The sequence below is a fragment of the Sphingomonas sp. JC676 genome, from assembly GCF_014489075.1.
Lineage (GTDB): Bacteria > Pseudomonadota > Alphaproteobacteria > Sphingomonadales > Sphingomonadaceae > Sphingomonas.
On record NZ_JACTGR010000007.1, the window covers coordinates 156603 to 171447 of the forward strand.

Annotated in this window: 15 protein-coding genes; 14 read left to right on the forward strand and 1 reads right to left on the reverse strand. The window is 65.9% G+C overall.

The genetic code is table 11. The annotated features are described in order from the left end of the window. Positions 1-394 precede the first annotated feature (394 nt). The 7 genes from IAG41_RS21195 to IAG41_RS21225 all read left to right on the forward strand — a co-directional run bounded on the left by IAG41_RS21195 (position 395) and on the right by IAG41_RS21225 (position 5028). On the forward strand, positions 395-712 hold the full coding sequence (locus IAG41_RS21195; protein WP_187730682.1) for an AtpZ/AtpI family protein: 318 nt from the start codon (positions 395-397) through the stop codon (positions 710-712). Between the two features lie 39 nt (positions 713-751). Beyond that, positions 752-1537, forward strand: a complete 786-nt coding sequence (locus IAG41_RS21200) for a F0F1 ATP synthase subunit A (RefSeq protein WP_187730683.1) — start codon at positions 752-754, stop codon at positions 1535-1537. Positions 1538-1581: 44 nt separating this feature from the next. Continuing rightward, positions 1582-1809 (forward strand): F0F1 ATP synthase subunit C, encoded by a 228-nt coding sequence (locus IAG41_RS21205; RefSeq protein WP_029936520.1) that lies wholly within the window; start codon positions 1582-1584, stop codon positions 1807-1809. 52 nt (positions 1810-1861) lie between these two features. Next, positions 1862-2353: an ATPase gene (locus IAG41_RS21210; protein ID WP_187730684.1), complete on the forward strand. Its 492-nt coding sequence runs from the start codon at positions 1862-1864 to the stop codon at positions 2351-2353. Further along, a complete protein-coding gene (locus IAG41_RS21215; RefSeq protein ID WP_187730685.1) occupies positions 2346-2924 on the forward strand; it encodes a hypothetical protein in 579 nt (192 codons plus the stop codon). Before IAG41_RS21210 ends, IAG41_RS21215 begins: the two co-directional genes overlap by 8 nt. 65 nt (positions 2925-2989) lie before the next feature. Beyond that, positions 2990-4843: a CHASE3 domain-containing protein gene (locus IAG41_RS21220; protein WP_187730686.1), complete on the forward strand. Its 1854-nt coding sequence runs from the start codon at positions 2990-2992 to the stop codon at positions 4841-4843. 2 nt (positions 4844-4845) lie between these two features. Beyond that, positions 4846-5028, forward strand: coding sequence for a hypothetical protein (locus IAG41_RS21225; protein WP_187730687.1), 183 nt, complete (start codon positions 4846-4848; stop codon positions 5026-5028). A 6-nt stretch (positions 5029-5034) separates the two neighbouring features. On the opposite strand, the gene IAG41_RS21230 is transcribed toward IAG41_RS21225, so the two are convergent. Continuing rightward, positions 5035-5781 (reverse strand): class I SAM-dependent methyltransferase, encoded by a 747-nt coding sequence (locus tag IAG41_RS21230; RefSeq protein WP_187730688.1) that lies wholly within the window; start codon positions 5779-5781, stop codon positions 5035-5037. A 95-nt stretch (positions 5782-5876) separates the two neighbouring features. Between IAG41_RS21230 and uvrC the strand changes: the two genes are divergently transcribed. The 7 genes from uvrC (at position 5877) to leuB (ending at position 14842) form a co-directional block, all read left to right on the forward strand. Next, positions 5877-7799 (forward strand): excinuclease ABC subunit UvrC, encoded by a 1923-nt coding sequence (gene uvrC / locus IAG41_RS21235; protein WP_187730689.1) that lies wholly within the window; start codon positions 5877-5879, stop codon positions 7797-7799. Between the two features lie 128 nt (positions 7800-7927). After that, positions 7928-10708 carry a DUF3857 domain-containing protein gene (locus IAG41_RS21240; protein ID WP_262408809.1) on the forward strand — a complete coding sequence of 927 codons (2781 nt, stop codon included), beginning with the start codon at positions 7928-7930 and terminating at the stop codon, positions 10706-10708. A 51-nt stretch (positions 10709-10759) separates the two neighbouring features. Continuing rightward, on the forward strand, positions 10760-11716 hold the full coding sequence (locus IAG41_RS21245) for a polysaccharide deacetylase (protein ID WP_187730691.1): 957 nt from the start codon (positions 10760-10762) through the stop codon (positions 11714-11716). Further along, positions 11713-12633, forward strand: a complete 921-nt coding sequence (locus tag IAG41_RS21250; RefSeq protein WP_316251200.1) for a GNAT family N-acetyltransferase — start codon at positions 11713-11715, stop codon at positions 12631-12633. The genes IAG41_RS21245 and IAG41_RS21250 overlap by 4 nt, the downstream gene beginning before the upstream one ends. Beyond that, a complete protein-coding gene (locus tag IAG41_RS21255) occupies positions 12630-12950 on the forward strand; it encodes a hypothetical protein (protein ID WP_187730692.1) in 321 nt (106 codons plus the stop codon). Before IAG41_RS21250 ends, IAG41_RS21255 begins: the two co-directional genes overlap by 4 nt. A gap of 59 nt (positions 12951-13009) precedes the next feature. Then, positions 13010-13741, forward strand: a complete 732-nt coding sequence (gene recO, locus IAG41_RS21260; RefSeq protein WP_187730693.1) for a DNA repair protein RecO — start codon at positions 13010-13012, stop codon at positions 13739-13741. Positions 13742-13792: 51 nt separating this feature from the next. After that, entirely contained in the window at positions 13793-14842 is a 1050-nt protein-coding gene (gene leuB / locus IAG41_RS21265; protein WP_187730694.1) for a 3-isopropylmalate dehydrogenase, read from the forward strand. Positions 14843-14845: the final 3 nt, after the last annotated feature.

Sequence of the window (14845 nt, forward strand, 5' to 3'; positions counted from 1 at the left end):
AAGCCTCGCGCGGGTGCGCGATGCCCCTGTGACCTTTGCGACTTTAGGGTATCCCGATACCGCTCGCCGGGGTGCGAACGACGGTTTCAAAGGCGATCGAGGAACCGGCGCTTCGCATCGTCGAGGTCCGGAAAGTCCCATTTTTCAGGAAGGAAGGTTTTTCGACATAGCAGGTGTCAACCGTGTCAACTTCGGCCCGACGATTGCGTCCTCGCCACGAGGCGGCTTTACGGGCGATGAAACATCTTTCCCGTGTCGCCCCGGCGTCCGAAATGCCCGGTCTATCCCCAGTGTTGACTTACCGGTCCCCCCTTCCTAAACGGCCCCTGCCTTGGCGGGCTCGCCCTTGGTACATGCGCTAACCCTGCCGGAAACGGCGCTAAGGAGAGGCGAAATGGCCGAAAACGAGCCCGGACTGGAACCCCTCCAAGAGGATGCCCGCCTCAACTCGCTCGACGAGCGATTGCGGCAAGCAAAATCGGACGAGGCGGTCAGGAACGGCGGGGGCACCGATAAAGGCCAGGCGGATTACAACCTGGGCAATCGCGTGCTGGCCGAACTGATCGGCGGAATGGCCGGAGGTGCGCTGATCGGGTGGGTACTCGATCGGTTCCTGGGAACCTCCCCATGGCTCCTGCTCGCTTTGCTCTTCTTGGGCATCATAGCGGCGTTCAGGAACATCATTCGGATTTCGAATAAGCGCTCGAAGTGACTCTTCGGGCGCTTTGGCTAATAAGGCGGACGAACAAGCGTGGCGGCTGAATCAGGCAAGATCGACCCGATGCACCAGTTCGAGGTGCAGACGATCTGGGATCCCGGCTTCTCCATTGCCGGGCACCATATCGCCTTCACGAACTCGGCATTGTGGATGTGCGTGGCTGCCCTCGCGCTCTGGGCATTCATGCTCATGGGCATGAAGCGCCAGGTGATCCCGACTCGCGGCCAGATGCTGGTCGAGAATTTCGTCGGCTTCATCGATTCGCTGCTCGCGCAGAACATCGGCAAGGAAGGGCGGAAGTACCTTCCCTATATCTTCTCGCTGTTCATGTTCATCCTGTTCGGCAACGTGATCGGCCTGCTGCCCTTCGGCCTGGTCGGCGTGCATCCCTTCACCTTCACCAGCCATTTCACCGTCACCGGCGTGCTGGCGATCATGAGCTTCTCGATCGTGCTGATCGTCGGCTTCTGGAAGCACGGGCTGCACTTCTTCTCGCTGTTCGTGCCGCACGGCACCCCGCTGTGGCTGATCTGGCTGATCCCGGTGATCGAGCTCGTCTCGTTCCTGGTGCGCCCCTTCTCGCTGGGCCTGCGACTGTTCGTCGCGATGATCGCCGGGCACATCCTCCTGAAGGTGCTGGCCGGCTTCGTGATCAACGCCAGCAATGCGGGGATCATCCCGGGCCTTGGCGTCGGCATCCCCAGCTTCGCGCTGATGATCGGCATCTCGGCGCTCGAGATCCTGGTCGCCGGCATCCAGGCTTATGTTTTCGCGCTGCTCACGTCGCTGTACATCAACGACGCCGAGCATCTGCACTGAGTTTTTTCGTACCAACCAAGAAATTAGAAGCAGGAGTTTTTGAAATGGATCCAGCAGCAGCAAAGCTCATCGGTGCAGGTCTCGCGGCGATCGGCGCCGGCATGGCCGCCATCGGTGTGGGCAACGTGTTCGGCAGCTTCCTCGAGGGCGCGCTGCGCAATCCGGGCGCGGCTGACGGTCAGCAGGGTCGCCTGTTCATCGGCTTCGCGGCCGCCGAGCTTCTCGGTCTGCTCGCGTTCGTCGTGGCGATGATCCTGATCTTCGTCGCCTGATTTTTCCGGTTCGGGCCGGCCCCGCGCCGGCCCGCATCTGGATGGGATAGCAATGCCTCAGATTTCCCAGCTCGCCGAAACCTTCGCGTCGCAGATCTTCTGGCTGCTCGTGACCTTCGGCTTTGTCTTCTTCGCCATCGGCAAGGGCATGGTGCCCAAGGTGCTGTCGACGATCGACCAGCGCGACCAGTCGGTCGCCGGCGATCTCGCGGCGGCCGAGGCGGCCCGCGCGGCGGCCGATCAGGCCGAGGAGAACTGGCGGACCGAGGAAAATGCCGCGCGCGAGGCAGCGCAGAAGCGCGTCGCCGAAGCGCGTGCCAAGGGTGCGGCAGCGTCCGAGAAGACTCTTGCCAAGGGGAATGCGGAGAACGAGGCGCGGATGACCGCGGCCGAGACCCGCATTGCCGATGCGAGCCTCGCGGCGATGGCCGAGATCGAAGCGGTCGCGGCCGACGCGGCAAAGGATATCGTCGCCCGCCTGTCGGGCGCGAAGGTGACGGCCGACGAGGCCAAGAAGGCAGTGAAGGCGGCGCTCAATGGCTAATCCGCACCCGGCGGCCGACACGGCCACCACCACCGCGACGGTCGAGCATCAGGCGCCCGCCGAGGGCCATCACGCCGATCCGTCGGTATTCGGCCTCGACGCCACCGTCTGGGTCTCGATCGCGATGACCGCGTTCATCCTGATCCTGCTGTGGAAGAAGGTTCCCGGCCTGGTCACCCGCGGCCTCGACAACCAGATCGCGGCGATCCGCACGCGGCTGGAGGATGCCAAGCAGCTCCGGGCCGAGGCCGAGGCGCTGCGCGACGAATATGCGCGCAAGATCGCCGGCGCCGAAGCCGAGGCCGCGGCGCTGCTCGCGCATGCCGACGAAGAGGCCAAGGGCGTGCTCGCCAAGGCCCAAGCCGACGCCAAGGAACTGACCGTGCGCCGCGCCAAGATGGCCGAGGACAAGATCGGCGCCGCCGAGCGTGCCGCGCTCCAGGCGATTCGCGCCAAGGCCGCCGATGCGGCGGCCAAGGCGGCTGCGGCGATCATCGCCGAGAAGCACGGCGCCGATGCCGACAAGGCGCTGGTCGACAAGACGATTTCGGGGCTCGGCCGGCTCAACTGAACCGTTTCGGAACAGGGGCCGCCAAGCCCCGTTGCCGGGCCGGAAAAATCCCGTAATACAGCGCGATGCAATCCCGCCGCGACTTCGGAATCATCGCTCTCGTCGTCGCGTTCGGCATCCTCGCCGCGGCGGTGCTGGGCACCTTGCTGCTGTTCCAGAGCCAGCAGCGCGCCCAGGCCTGGGTCATCCACACGCTGACGGTGCAGGGCCGGCTCAATACCGTGCTCTCCCGCCTGCAGGACGCCGAGACCGGCCAGCGCGGCTATATCATCACCCGTGACGTGCAGTATCTGACGCCCTATCTCGAGGGTACCCGCCTGCTGGCCGGCGATATCGAGGGTCTTCGCGCCGCGACGGCCGACAATCCCGCTCAGCTGGCACGCGCCCAGGAGCTGAAGGAGTTCGCCGAAGCGCGCGTCAAGCGCCTCTCGGTAGGCATCGAGCTCGTCCGCAAGGGCGAATATATCGGTGCTTCCGAAGCGATCCGGGCCGGGGTCGGCAAGGGCCTCATGGATCGGGCTCGCGAGATCATCGCCGCCATGAAGGCCGAGGAACAGCGCCTGTTCGATGCCCGCGCTCGGGCTGCGCAGCGGCAATCGATGCTGTTGACCGGATGGCTGCTGCTGAGCGCGGCGGCGGTCGCCCTGCTCGCGCTGTTCGTCACGCGCGACGCCCGGCGCCGGGCGCGGGCTGCGGCGGAAGCGCGCGATCAGCTCGTGCTGGTCAATGCCCGCCTGATCGAGGAAGCGACGAGCCGCGAGGCCGCAGAGGCGCAGGTCCGTCAGATGCACAAGATGGAGTCGATCGGCCAGCTCACCGGCGGCATCGCGCATGACTTCAACAACATGCTCGCGATCGTGATCGGATCGCTCGATCTCGCCAAAAGGCGCCTGTCCAAGGATCGCGCGCGGGCAGAAGCATGCATCGACAATGCGATGCAAGGCGCCGAGCGCGCCGCCCAGCTCACCTCGCGCCTGCTCGCCTTTTCGCGCCAGCAGCCGCTCGCACCGGTCGCGATCGACGCCAATCGTCTGGTCGGCGGTATGTCCGAGCTGCTCCGCCGCACGATCGGCGAGACGGTGCGCTTCGAGACCGTGCTCGCGGGTGGTTTATGGCCGGCGTTCATCGACGCCGGCCAGCTCGAGAACGCGCTGGTCAATCTCTGCGTCAACGCCCGCGATGCGATGCCCGAGGGGGGGCGGCTGACCATCGAGACCAGCAACACCCATCTCGACGAAGCCTATGCCGCCGAACACAACGAGGTGAGCGCAGGCCAATATGTGATGGTCTCGGTCACCGATACCGGCTTCGGCATGCCCGCCGAGGTGATCGAGCGCGCTTTCGATCCTTTCTACACCACCAAGGAAGTGGGCAGCGGCACCGGGCTCGGGCTCAGCCAGGTCTATGGCTTCGTCAAGCAGTCGGGCGGCCATGTGAAGATCTATTCGGAGCCCGGCGTGGGCACCACGGTCAAGCTCTACGTGCCGCGCCACTTCGGCGTCGCCGAGGTACCGAGCGCCGCCGCTGACAATGCGGAGCTGCCGCGCGCCAACGGCTATGAAACCGTGCTGGTGGTGGAGGACGATGAGCGCGTGCGGCTGCTCTCGGTCGATTCGCTGCGCGAGCTCGGCTACACCGTATTCCACGCCGACGGCCCCCGGCGGGCACTGATGATGATCGCCGAGCTGCCGCGCGTCGATTTGCTCTTCACCGATGTCATCATGCCCGACATGAACGGCCGCAAGCTCGCTGAGGCAGCGCGGCTGGAGCGTCCCGATCTCAAGGTGCTCTACACCACCGGCTACACCAAGAACGCGATCGTCCATAACGGCATGCTCGATCACGACGTGGCATTCCTGCCCAAACCCTTCACCATCGCGCAGCTCGCCGCCAAGGTGCGCCAGGTGCTGGACGCCTGAGGATGCGCTGGCTGCGGATCGGCACGGTGCTGGTGATCGTGCTGATCGTGGCGATGCTCGCTGTCGCCTGGCGCTCGACAACACGAGAAAATAGCGCCGACGCAATCAAGGCGCGCGCCGAGGCGCAGATGCAACGCATCGAGGCCGAGGCGCAGCGGCTGGAGAACCAGGCCGCCGCGCCCTGAACCGGCTTATTTAGGCTTGCGGAACTTGAAGACGAACTGGTCGGTCTTGCCCTTGATCGACGGGTCGAACACGCTTGCCGTGTGCGGGTCCGCCGAATTGGCGAGCAGCGGCAGCGAGCCTTCGAACTTGAACCCGGCCTTTTCGATCTCGGCACGCGCGGCGGCCGGGTCGATGCGGTGCAGCGCCTCGGGCACGGCGAATTCGGGATCGGCATTGGCGACATGATCGACGACGAGCAGCACGCCGCCGGGCTTCAGCGAATCGTAGAGCTTCTTCGCGACCACACCGGCGAAGCCCGGCGGGGACATCTTCAGGTGCAGGTCATGCCAGTTCTGCACCGTCACGATCGCATCCAGCGGCTCCGGAAACGAAAAACTGGCCAGCGAGGCGCTCGATCCGGCCACGTTCGGATAAGCGTCGGTAACCGCCTTCAGCTGCACGCCATAATCCGCGCTGAACTTGATGAACTCCTCGGGCTGATAGGCATAGACCTTGCCCTTGGGGCCGACGGTCTTCGACAGGATCCGCGACCAATATCCGCCGCCCATGATGAAGTCCGCGACCTTGTCGCCGGGTTTCACGCCGACAAAGGCGAGGATCTCGCCCGGATGCCGCGCGGCGTCGCGCTCGGTATCGGTCGCAGGGCGCCCGGCATCGGCAAGCGCCGCCTTGATCGGCGCGGAAACGGTCTGGGCGGTAGCGGGGACGGACAGCGCGATGAGCGCGACGGCAGAGAACAAGGCCAACTTCATGACGACTCTCCCATAGTGTTTCATCTGACTATGTCACAATGACCGGGTCGTTCAAGTTGCCGGGACTCGGCAGCGCGCCTAAATCCCCTCCGAACATGTCCGATCCCAATTCCCCCAATCGCTTCAACGAGGAAAAGGCCACCTACGCCGTGCGTGGCGAAGGCGCGCCCGATCTAGATGCGGGCGTCGCCGCGATCCGCAACGTGCTCAAGACCCTGCCCGCGCGGCCCGGCGTCTATCGCATGCAGGATGCGCGCGGCGACGTGCTCTATGTCGGCAAGGCGCGGGCGCTCAAGAACCGGGTGACCAACTATACCCAGGTCCAGCGACTCTCGAAGCGGCTCCAGCGGATGGTCGCGCAGACCCGGTCGATGACGATCGTCACGACCAACAACGAGGCCGAGGCACTGCTGCTCGAGGCGCAGCTGATCAAGCGCTTCCGCCCGCCCTACAATGTGCTGCTGCGCGACGATAAGTCCTTCCCGTTCATCCTGTTGCGGCAGGATCATGCGTTCGGCCGCGTCCAGCTCCATCGCGGCGCGCGGCGCTACAAGGGCGATTATTTCGGGCCGTTCGCCGGGGCAGGGCAGGTGCGCAAGACGCTCAACGCCCTCCAGAAGCTGTTTCTGCTCAGGAGTTGCACCGACGGCTTCTTCGCCACGCGCGACCGGCCGTGCCTGCTCTACCAGATCCGCCGCTGCTCGGCACCGTGCGTCGGGCGCATCGACGAGGCCGGCTATGCCGAGCTGATGCATGACGCACGCGATTTCCTCCAGGGCAAGTCGACCAAGGTCCAGGCCAAGCTCGGCGAGCAGATGCAGGCCGCGGCGGAGAATCTCGATTTCGAGCTGGCCGCGGTGCTGCGCGACCGGCTGAAGGCGCTCACCTTCATCCAGGGCAGCCAGGCGATCAATGCCGAGGGCGTCGGCGACGCCGATATCTTCGCGATGGCGCACAAGAACGGCGTGATGGGCATCCAGGCCTTCTTCATCCGCGGCGGTCAGAATTGGGGTCATCGCAGCTTCTTTCCCGCGCACACCAATGATGTGCCCGAGGACGAAGTGCTCAGCGCCTTCCTGATGCAATTCTACGAGGAAGTGCCGCCGCCCCGGAACGTCTTCGTCGACCGCGAGCTCGAAGAAGCGGGGCTGCTCGCCGAAGCGATGGCCGAGCGCGCGGGCTTCAAGGTCGTGCTGTCGGTGCCCCAGCGCGGCGCCCGCCGCCGGCTGATGGAACAGGCGCAGCGCAACGCCGTGGAGGCGCTCGACCGCCGCCTGGCGGAGAGTACCACCCAGGCCAGGCTGCTCGCCGAGATCGCCGACATCTTCGAGCTGCCCGAGCCGCCCGATCGCATCGAGATCTACGACAACAGCCATATCCAGGGCACCAATGCGCTGGGCGCGATGGTCGTCGCGGGGCCGGAGGGCTTCCGCAAGAACCAGTATCGCAAGTTCAACATCAAGCGTGCCGAGACGATCGCAGGCGACGATTACGGGATGATGCGCGAAGTGTTCGGCCGCCGCTTCGCCCGCGCGCAGGAGGAGGATCCCGATCGTCAGGGCGACACCTGGCCCGATCTGGTGCTGGTCGATGGCGGGCGCGGGCAGCTGAATGCGGTGAAAGGCGTGCTTGAGAATCTCGGCATCGAGGATGTCTGCCTGGTCGGTGTCGCCAAGGGGCCGGACCATGGCCGCGAGGGGCGGGAGGTGTTCCATTTGATGGACGGTCGCGAGCTGACCCTGCCGGTCAATTCGCCGGTACTCTTCTATCTCCAGCGCCTGCGCGACGAGGCGCACCGCTTCGCGATCGGCGCGCACCGGGCGAAGCGCGCCAAGGCGATCGGCGCGAGCCCGCTCGACGAGGTTCCCGGCATCGGCCCCGCGCGCAAGAAGGCGCTGCTCATGCATTTCGGCACGGCGCGTGCCGTGCGCGGCGCCAGCCTGGAGGATCTGCAAAAGGCGCCAGGCGTATCGGCGACGGTAGCGCAGCAGCTCTACGACTACTTCCATTCGCGCTGAAAGGCGCCCGCGCGACTGCATCTCACCTGCACCGGAAATGCTCCGAATCGGCTATTGAGTGGCTTCAGGAAAGCGTTAGATTCAGGGCGATTGCACGGGGGGTTTCAATGTTCGGGCGAGTGACTTTGATGACGGCGTTGCTGTGCGTCGGGGGTGTCGCGCATGCCGGCGACAAGCCGATCTATGCGGCGGCGCCCGATTGGGTCCAGCCCGCGCCGCCGATCGATGCGACGCACCTGACTGACGCGGATCCGGTGCTGCTGGTGATGGATCAGCAGCAAAGACTCCAGGACGGCCAGGTCTGGGCCTATTCGGACATGGCGATGCGGATCGCGTCGCCGGCGGTCCTCACACAGGCAGGAACGCTGCCGCTGCCCTGGGATCCGGCGAAGGGCGACATTATCATTCACCGCGTCGAGATCATCCGCGGCGCCGAACATATCGATGCGCTGGCGGCGGGCGCGCGCTTCAACGTGATCCAGCGCGAGCAGCAGCTCGAACGGGCTGCGTTCAACGGCACGCTAACGGCGACACTTGCGGTTGAGGGCCTCCGCGTCGGCGACGTATTGCGCGTGAGCTTTTCGATCACGCGCAAGGATCCCGCACTGCACGGGCATATGCAGACGGTCGCGGTGCTCCTTCCCGAGCCGTTGCGCCTGCAGTTCGGCCGGTCGCGGCTGCTGTGGCCCAAGTCTGTCGACTTGAAGATGCGGGCCTATGTGAAGGGTGTCGAACTCAAGCCCAGCGATCGCGCCGATGGCCTTCGCGAAATGTCGTTGACGCTGCCCATCGCCAAGCCGGCCGAGATGCCGACCGATGCGCCCGGACGCTTCAAGATGCTGCCGATCTTCGATGCGACCAATTATGCCGATTGGTCGGAAGTATCGAAGGATATGGCGCCCCTATACGCTACGGAGGGTGCGATCGCGCCGGGGAGCCCGCTAGCGGCCGAAGTGGCCAAGATCGCCGCGGCGAGCCAGGACCCGCGGACGCGCGCGGCCATGGCCTTGCAACTGGTGCAGGACAAGGTCCGCTATCTCTTCAGGGGCATGGACAATGGCGACTATGTTCCCCAGGCGCCCGCGCTGACCTGGTCGGTGCGCTACGGCGACTGCAAGGCGAAATCGCTGCTGCTGCTCTCAATCCTGCGCGCCCTCGGGATCGAAGCGGAGCCGGTGGTCGTCAACACGGAGCTCAGCGATCTCGTCTCCGTCCGGTTGCCGATGCCGGGCGCGTTCAACCATGTGATCGTGCACGCGACCGTGGGCGGCGAGAGCCTGTGGCTGGATGGCACCGGGCTGGGCGCGCGCCTCTCCGATATTGGCGATGTGCCGCCGTTTCGCCACGCGTTGCCGCTGCGCGTGGCAGGCGCGGGGCTGATCGACATGCCGATGCGTCCCAATGCGCGGTCGATGAACGATGCCGAGATCGATATCGACGCGACGGCGGGAGTCTCGTTGCCGATGCCGTACACCGCGCGCATCGTCGTGCGCGGCGCCACCGCCGAGACGCTGCGTGTCGTTGCGGTGCAAAGCGGCAAGGAAGAAGCCAACAAGACCGTCGATCGGCTCTTGTCCAGCCTGCTCGGTGCCAATGAGGCAGTCGATCGCGCGATCAAATATGACGATGCGACTGCGAGTGCCACCATCACCGCGCACGGGGTGACCTATCCCGACTGGAGCAAGGCAGACGGCCGTTTCGAGACGACGCTGGATTCGACGGTGAACGGTATCGAGTTTTCGCCGGACCGCGCGCGCTCCGCATGGCGCACTATTCCGGTCGCGAGCGGAGACTATGACGATACGCGCGTCCGCACCCGCATCCGTCTGCCCAATGGCGGCAAGGGATTCGGGTTGGAAGGTGCCACCACGCTACCCGCGAGCCTGGGCGGGAAGATGCTGACGCGCACCGCCGCGCTGGATCCCCACGGCGTCGTCACCGTCGACGACCGGATCGTCGATGGAATCGTCGAGATCGCCCCCGCCGACATTCCCGCGGCACGCGCAAAAGTGACCCAGGCCAAGGCACATTTGCTCAAGGCGATCGCTCCGGCGGACTATCCGACATTTCTTGCCCAGCTCGATGCGGCCAAGCGGACCAAGGCGCTGGCGCCGATCCTGGCCGTCTATGACAAGCAGATCGCCGAGGAGCCCGATGAAGTCGGCAGCTATACGGATCGGGCCTGGTTCTTCGAGCGGATCTATGATCGCGCCGGGGCAATCAAGGATCTGACCAAGGCGATCGAGCTGGAGCCCGACGTCGGCACCTATTTGCGCCGCGCCCGGCTCTATACCGCGATCAATGACGATGTACGGGCGCTCGCCGATGCGCAGGCAGCCGTGGCGCTCGATCCGAGCTCGAGCGCAGCGATCGGCATGGTCGCATCGCTGGAGGCGGATCATGGCAAGCGTGATGCGGCGATCGATGCCCTGGCCGAACATGCGGCGCAGGGCGGCGACGAGCGCAACACCTTCGTTTCCGGCCAGGCCGACCTGCTCGCGGACGGCGGCCGGACCGACGAGGCGCTGGCGTTGCTCGACGGACTCATCGCGAAATCGCCTGGCAATGCCGGTCTGATGAATTCGCGCTGCTGGATGAAGGGCACGCGCAACGTCGCGCTGGATACAGCGCTCAAGGATTGCTCCAAGGCGATCGAGCTGAGCGAGTCACCCGCCGCGGCGCTCGACAGCCGGGCGATGGTCTATTTCCGGATGAACCGGCTCGACGACGCGCTCGCCGATCTCGATGCGGCGTTGGATTATAGCCCTGAACAAGCGGCAAGCCTCTATATGCGCGGCGTGATCCGCAAGCGGACGAATGCGGTGGGAGCCGATGCGGACATAGCCGCCGCCAGGATGATCGCGCCGCGGATCGACGAAAGTTTCGGGCGCTACGGCATCAAGCCCTGAACCGCTGCAGGATTTGGAGTTTCTTCACGCGGGCGCGATACTCCCGGCGCCATGCCGACCCGCATATTCCTGACGATCGATACCGAGCTGATGTGGCGCCACCACGTCGCGGGTCTCGACATGGAAACGATCGTCCAGCGCTCGCTCGAGCCGGCGGGCGTGGGGATCGGCTGGCAGCTCGAGCAGCTCGGCAGGCACGGGCTGAAGGCGACCTTCTTCGTCGATCCGATGCCGGCTTTGGTCTACGGCCTCGATCCGATCAAGCGCGTCGTGGGAGCGATCCTCGAGGCGGGGCAGGAGGTGCAACTTCATCTCCACCCCAATTGGACGGGCGCGCATGCTGGCGACGGCGGCGCGACCTATGGCCCGTTCGAACTGATCGACTATAGCCTGGACGAGCAGATCAAGCTGCTCGCTGGCGCCACGGACATGCTCGTCGCGGCGGGCGCGCCCGATCCTGTCGCGTTCCGGTCGGGCAGTTATTCGGCGAGCGACGACACGCTGCTGGCGCTTGCCGAGCTCGGCTTTCGCTATGATTCGAGCCATAATGGCTCCGAACATCCCTGGCCCAGCGCGATCAACCTTGATGCGCGCCAGATCGCGCCGATCGAGCATCGCGGGATCGTGGAGGTGCCGGTCACGCTGATCGAGGACCAGAAGGGCCATCTCCGCCATTTCCAGATCTGCGCGCTGTCGGCTGCCGAAATGAAGGCCGCGCTCGATCACGCCGCCCGCGCGCGCCATGCCGCGGTGACGGTGGTGGGGCACAGCTTCGAGCTCGCCAATCGCGCGGGTACGCGGCCCAACGCCGTCCATGTCCGCCGCTTCGAGACTCTGTGCCGCCTGCTCGGCAAGCGCCGCGAGGCGCTGGTCACCACCCATTTCCGCGATCTGCCCGTGCTGCCGCTCGATCGGCCCGATGCGCCGCTCGGCCCCAGCGTGATCCGCACCCGGCTGCGCCAAGCCGAGCAGCTCTGGTCCAACCTGGTCGAGGAACGGGCGGCGTGACAGTGGTGCATCCCGCTCGCCCGGTGCCGCTCAAGTTCGAGATCGGCGCGCGCACCCTATTGGCGGTCCAGCGCTCGCTGGCGCGCGTGCCGCTGACGCTGGAGGAAGCGCGCGAGGGACGGCTGCCGATGCTTCCGCCGCTGGAGCACGAGGCGCATGGCTATTCGGTGACCTCGCTGCCTGAGGACCGGCAGGCGGCGATGATCTTCGCCTCAGGCGGGATGCTGCCCTTCGTGCGGCAGCGCTACACGCGCTATTTCCTCGATTTCGAGATCGGCTTCGATGCGTGGTTCGGGAGTCTTTCGTCGAACGCGCGCCAGGGCCTGAAGCGCAAGGCGAAGAAGATCGCGGCGGGGGGCGAACTCGATGTGCGCCGCTTCAGCGCCCCGGACGAGCTGGAGGCATTCCACCCCGTCGCGCGGCAGATATCGTCGCGCACCTATCAGGAGCGCCTGCTCGGCTCGGGCCTGCCGGAAAGCCAGGAATTCATCCAGGAGATGCTGGCGCTCGGCGCGGCCGATCGCGCGCGCGCGTGGTTGCTCTACATCGCCGGCGAGCCGGTGGCCTATCTCTATTGCCCGGTGGTCGGCGACACGGTGATCTATGCGCATGTCGGCCATGATCCGGCGTTCAACGATCTCTCGCCGGGCGCGGTGCTCCAGCTCGAAGCGATGCGCGACCTGTTCGCCGAAGCGCGTTTCGGACGGTTCGACTTCACCGAGGGCGAGGGGCAGCACAAGCGCCAGTTCGCCACCGGTGGCGTGTCGTGCGTCGACCTGCTGCTGCTGCGCCCGAGCCTGGTCAACCGGCTGACCACCACGGCGCTCGGCGCCTTCAACGCCAGCGTGGCGTTGGCCAAGCGAGTCGTGAATGCAGCGGGGCTGGAGAGGCTGGCAAAGAAGGTGCGGCGGGGGTGACCCCGGGGCCGCTCAGCCCGCTCACGGCGCAGCACGGCCCCCGCGATCTGTTGCTGCTCTCCGGGATCACCCTGATTTTGGGTATCCTGGCGCCCATATTCGCTGTGGAGGCAGAAAAGCTGCTGCTTCCGCCGGCCGGAAATCCGAGGATCTACAAATATTTCGGACTGCCCAATTTCGCCGTGCTTTCGGCCTTTGCGCTGATGTTGGGCGCCATCTTGAACTTCGTCGAGATAACGGGACGGATACGGGGAATCGCCGTTCTCGAATTTGTGGCGGTCTGGTGGGCCTATTCGAAGGTTCGCGGGACGCGGTAACCGTCCCCTCGCGATGAAATTCCGCCACAGAGCGGCCCGCATCCGCTAGATGCCCCTGAATGCATCTCCGCGCCGAAGCGATCATCCTCAGCGTCCGCGCGCATGGCGAGCATGGCGCGGTGGTGCGTGCGCTCACCGAAAGTGATGGCCTCCAGCCCGGCTATGTCCGCGGCGGACGCTCGCGCGCTCTCCGGCCAATCCTCCAGCCGGCGAACCAGGTGCTCGGCGAATGGCGCTCGCGCACTGACGAGCAGCTCGCGGGCCTCACGGTCGAGCTGATCCACAGCCGTGCGCCGATGTTCGGCGAGCCACTGCCCGCCGCGGCATTCGAATGGGCGACCGCGCTCACCGCCGCGACCCTGCCCGACGGCCAGCCCTATCCCCATCTCTATTCCGCACTCGACGGCGTGCTCGCCGCGATCGAGGCGGCGCCCGCGGCGCGCGGCTGGGCGGTCGCGCTGGTCCGCTACGAGTTGCTGCTGCTCGCCGAGCTCGGCTTCGGTCTTGATCTCGAACATTGCGCCGCCACGGGGCGCAACGACGATCTCGCCTTTGTCAGCCCCAAGAGCGGCGTCGCGGTCAGCCGACTGGGCGCCGAGGGCTATGAGAAACGGCTGCTCGCGCTGCCCCGTTTCCTGATCGAAGGCGGCGAGGCCGATTGGGACGACATCCTCGCAGGCCTGAAGCTCACCGGTCATTTCCTCGAACGCGATCTGCTGATCGGCAAGGGTGCCGATACGCTCGCCGCCCGGGCACGGCTGGTCGATCGATTGTTGCGGGCAGTTGCCTAAGGCGCGCGGTGGGGGCAAAGCGACAAGGTCTTCGAGCTATTGGGAGCGGAAATGCCGCTGATTGCTGTTCTGCCCGGCGACGGGATCGGTCCTGAAGTCACACACGAAGCGCGCCGTGTGCTCGAAGCGCTCGCGCTCGATCTCCAGTTCGAGGAGGCGCCGATCGGCGGCGCCGCCTATCTGATCTCGGGCCGGCCGCTGCCGCCCGATACGCTCGCGCTCGCCAAGCGCGCCAATGCCGTGCTGTTCGGCGCGATCGGCGATCCGCGCTTCGAGGCGCTGGAGCGCCGCCTGCGCCCCGAAGCGGCGCTGCTCGCGATCCGCCGCGAACTCGGCCTGTTCGCCAATATCCGCCCGGCTATCCTGTTCCCCGGCCTTGAGGACGCATCGCCGCTCAGGCCCGAGATCGTCGCGGGCCTCGACATCGTCATCGTCCGCGAGCTGACCGGCGACGTCTATTTCGGCGAGAAGGGCCGCCGCACAAATGTCGAGGGGCTGCGCCAGGGCTTCGACCTGATGAGCTATAACGAGAACGAGGTGGAGCGCATCGCCCGCGTCGGCTTCGAGATGGCCAAGCGCCGCAAGCGCAAGCTCTGCTCGGTCGACAAGTCGAACGTGCTGGAGACCTCGCAGCTCTGGCGCGACGTGGTCAATGAAGTCGCGATCGATTATCCCGAAGTCGACTTCACCTGCATGTATGTCGACAATGCCGCGATGCAGCTCGTGCGCGCCCCGACCGAGTTCGACGTGATCCTGACCGGCAATTTGTTCGGCGACATATTGTCGGACGAGGCGAGCATGTGCGCGGGATCGATCGGCATGCTGCCCTCCGCGTCGCTCCGCGCCTGGAGCGGCGACAACGGCATGTACGAGCCGATCCATGGCAGCGCGCCAGACATCGCAGGGCAGGGCAAGGCCAATCCGTGCGCGGCTATCCTCTCCGCGGCGTTGCTGCTCCGCCATTCGCTGGACAATGATGCGGCCGCGCGTCGGATCGAGGCGGCGGTCGCGGCGGCCCTTGCCAAGGGCGCGCGGACGGCGGATCTGGGCGGCAGCCTCTCGACCACCGCAATGGGCGACGCGGTGCTGGCGGAGCTTTGAGGA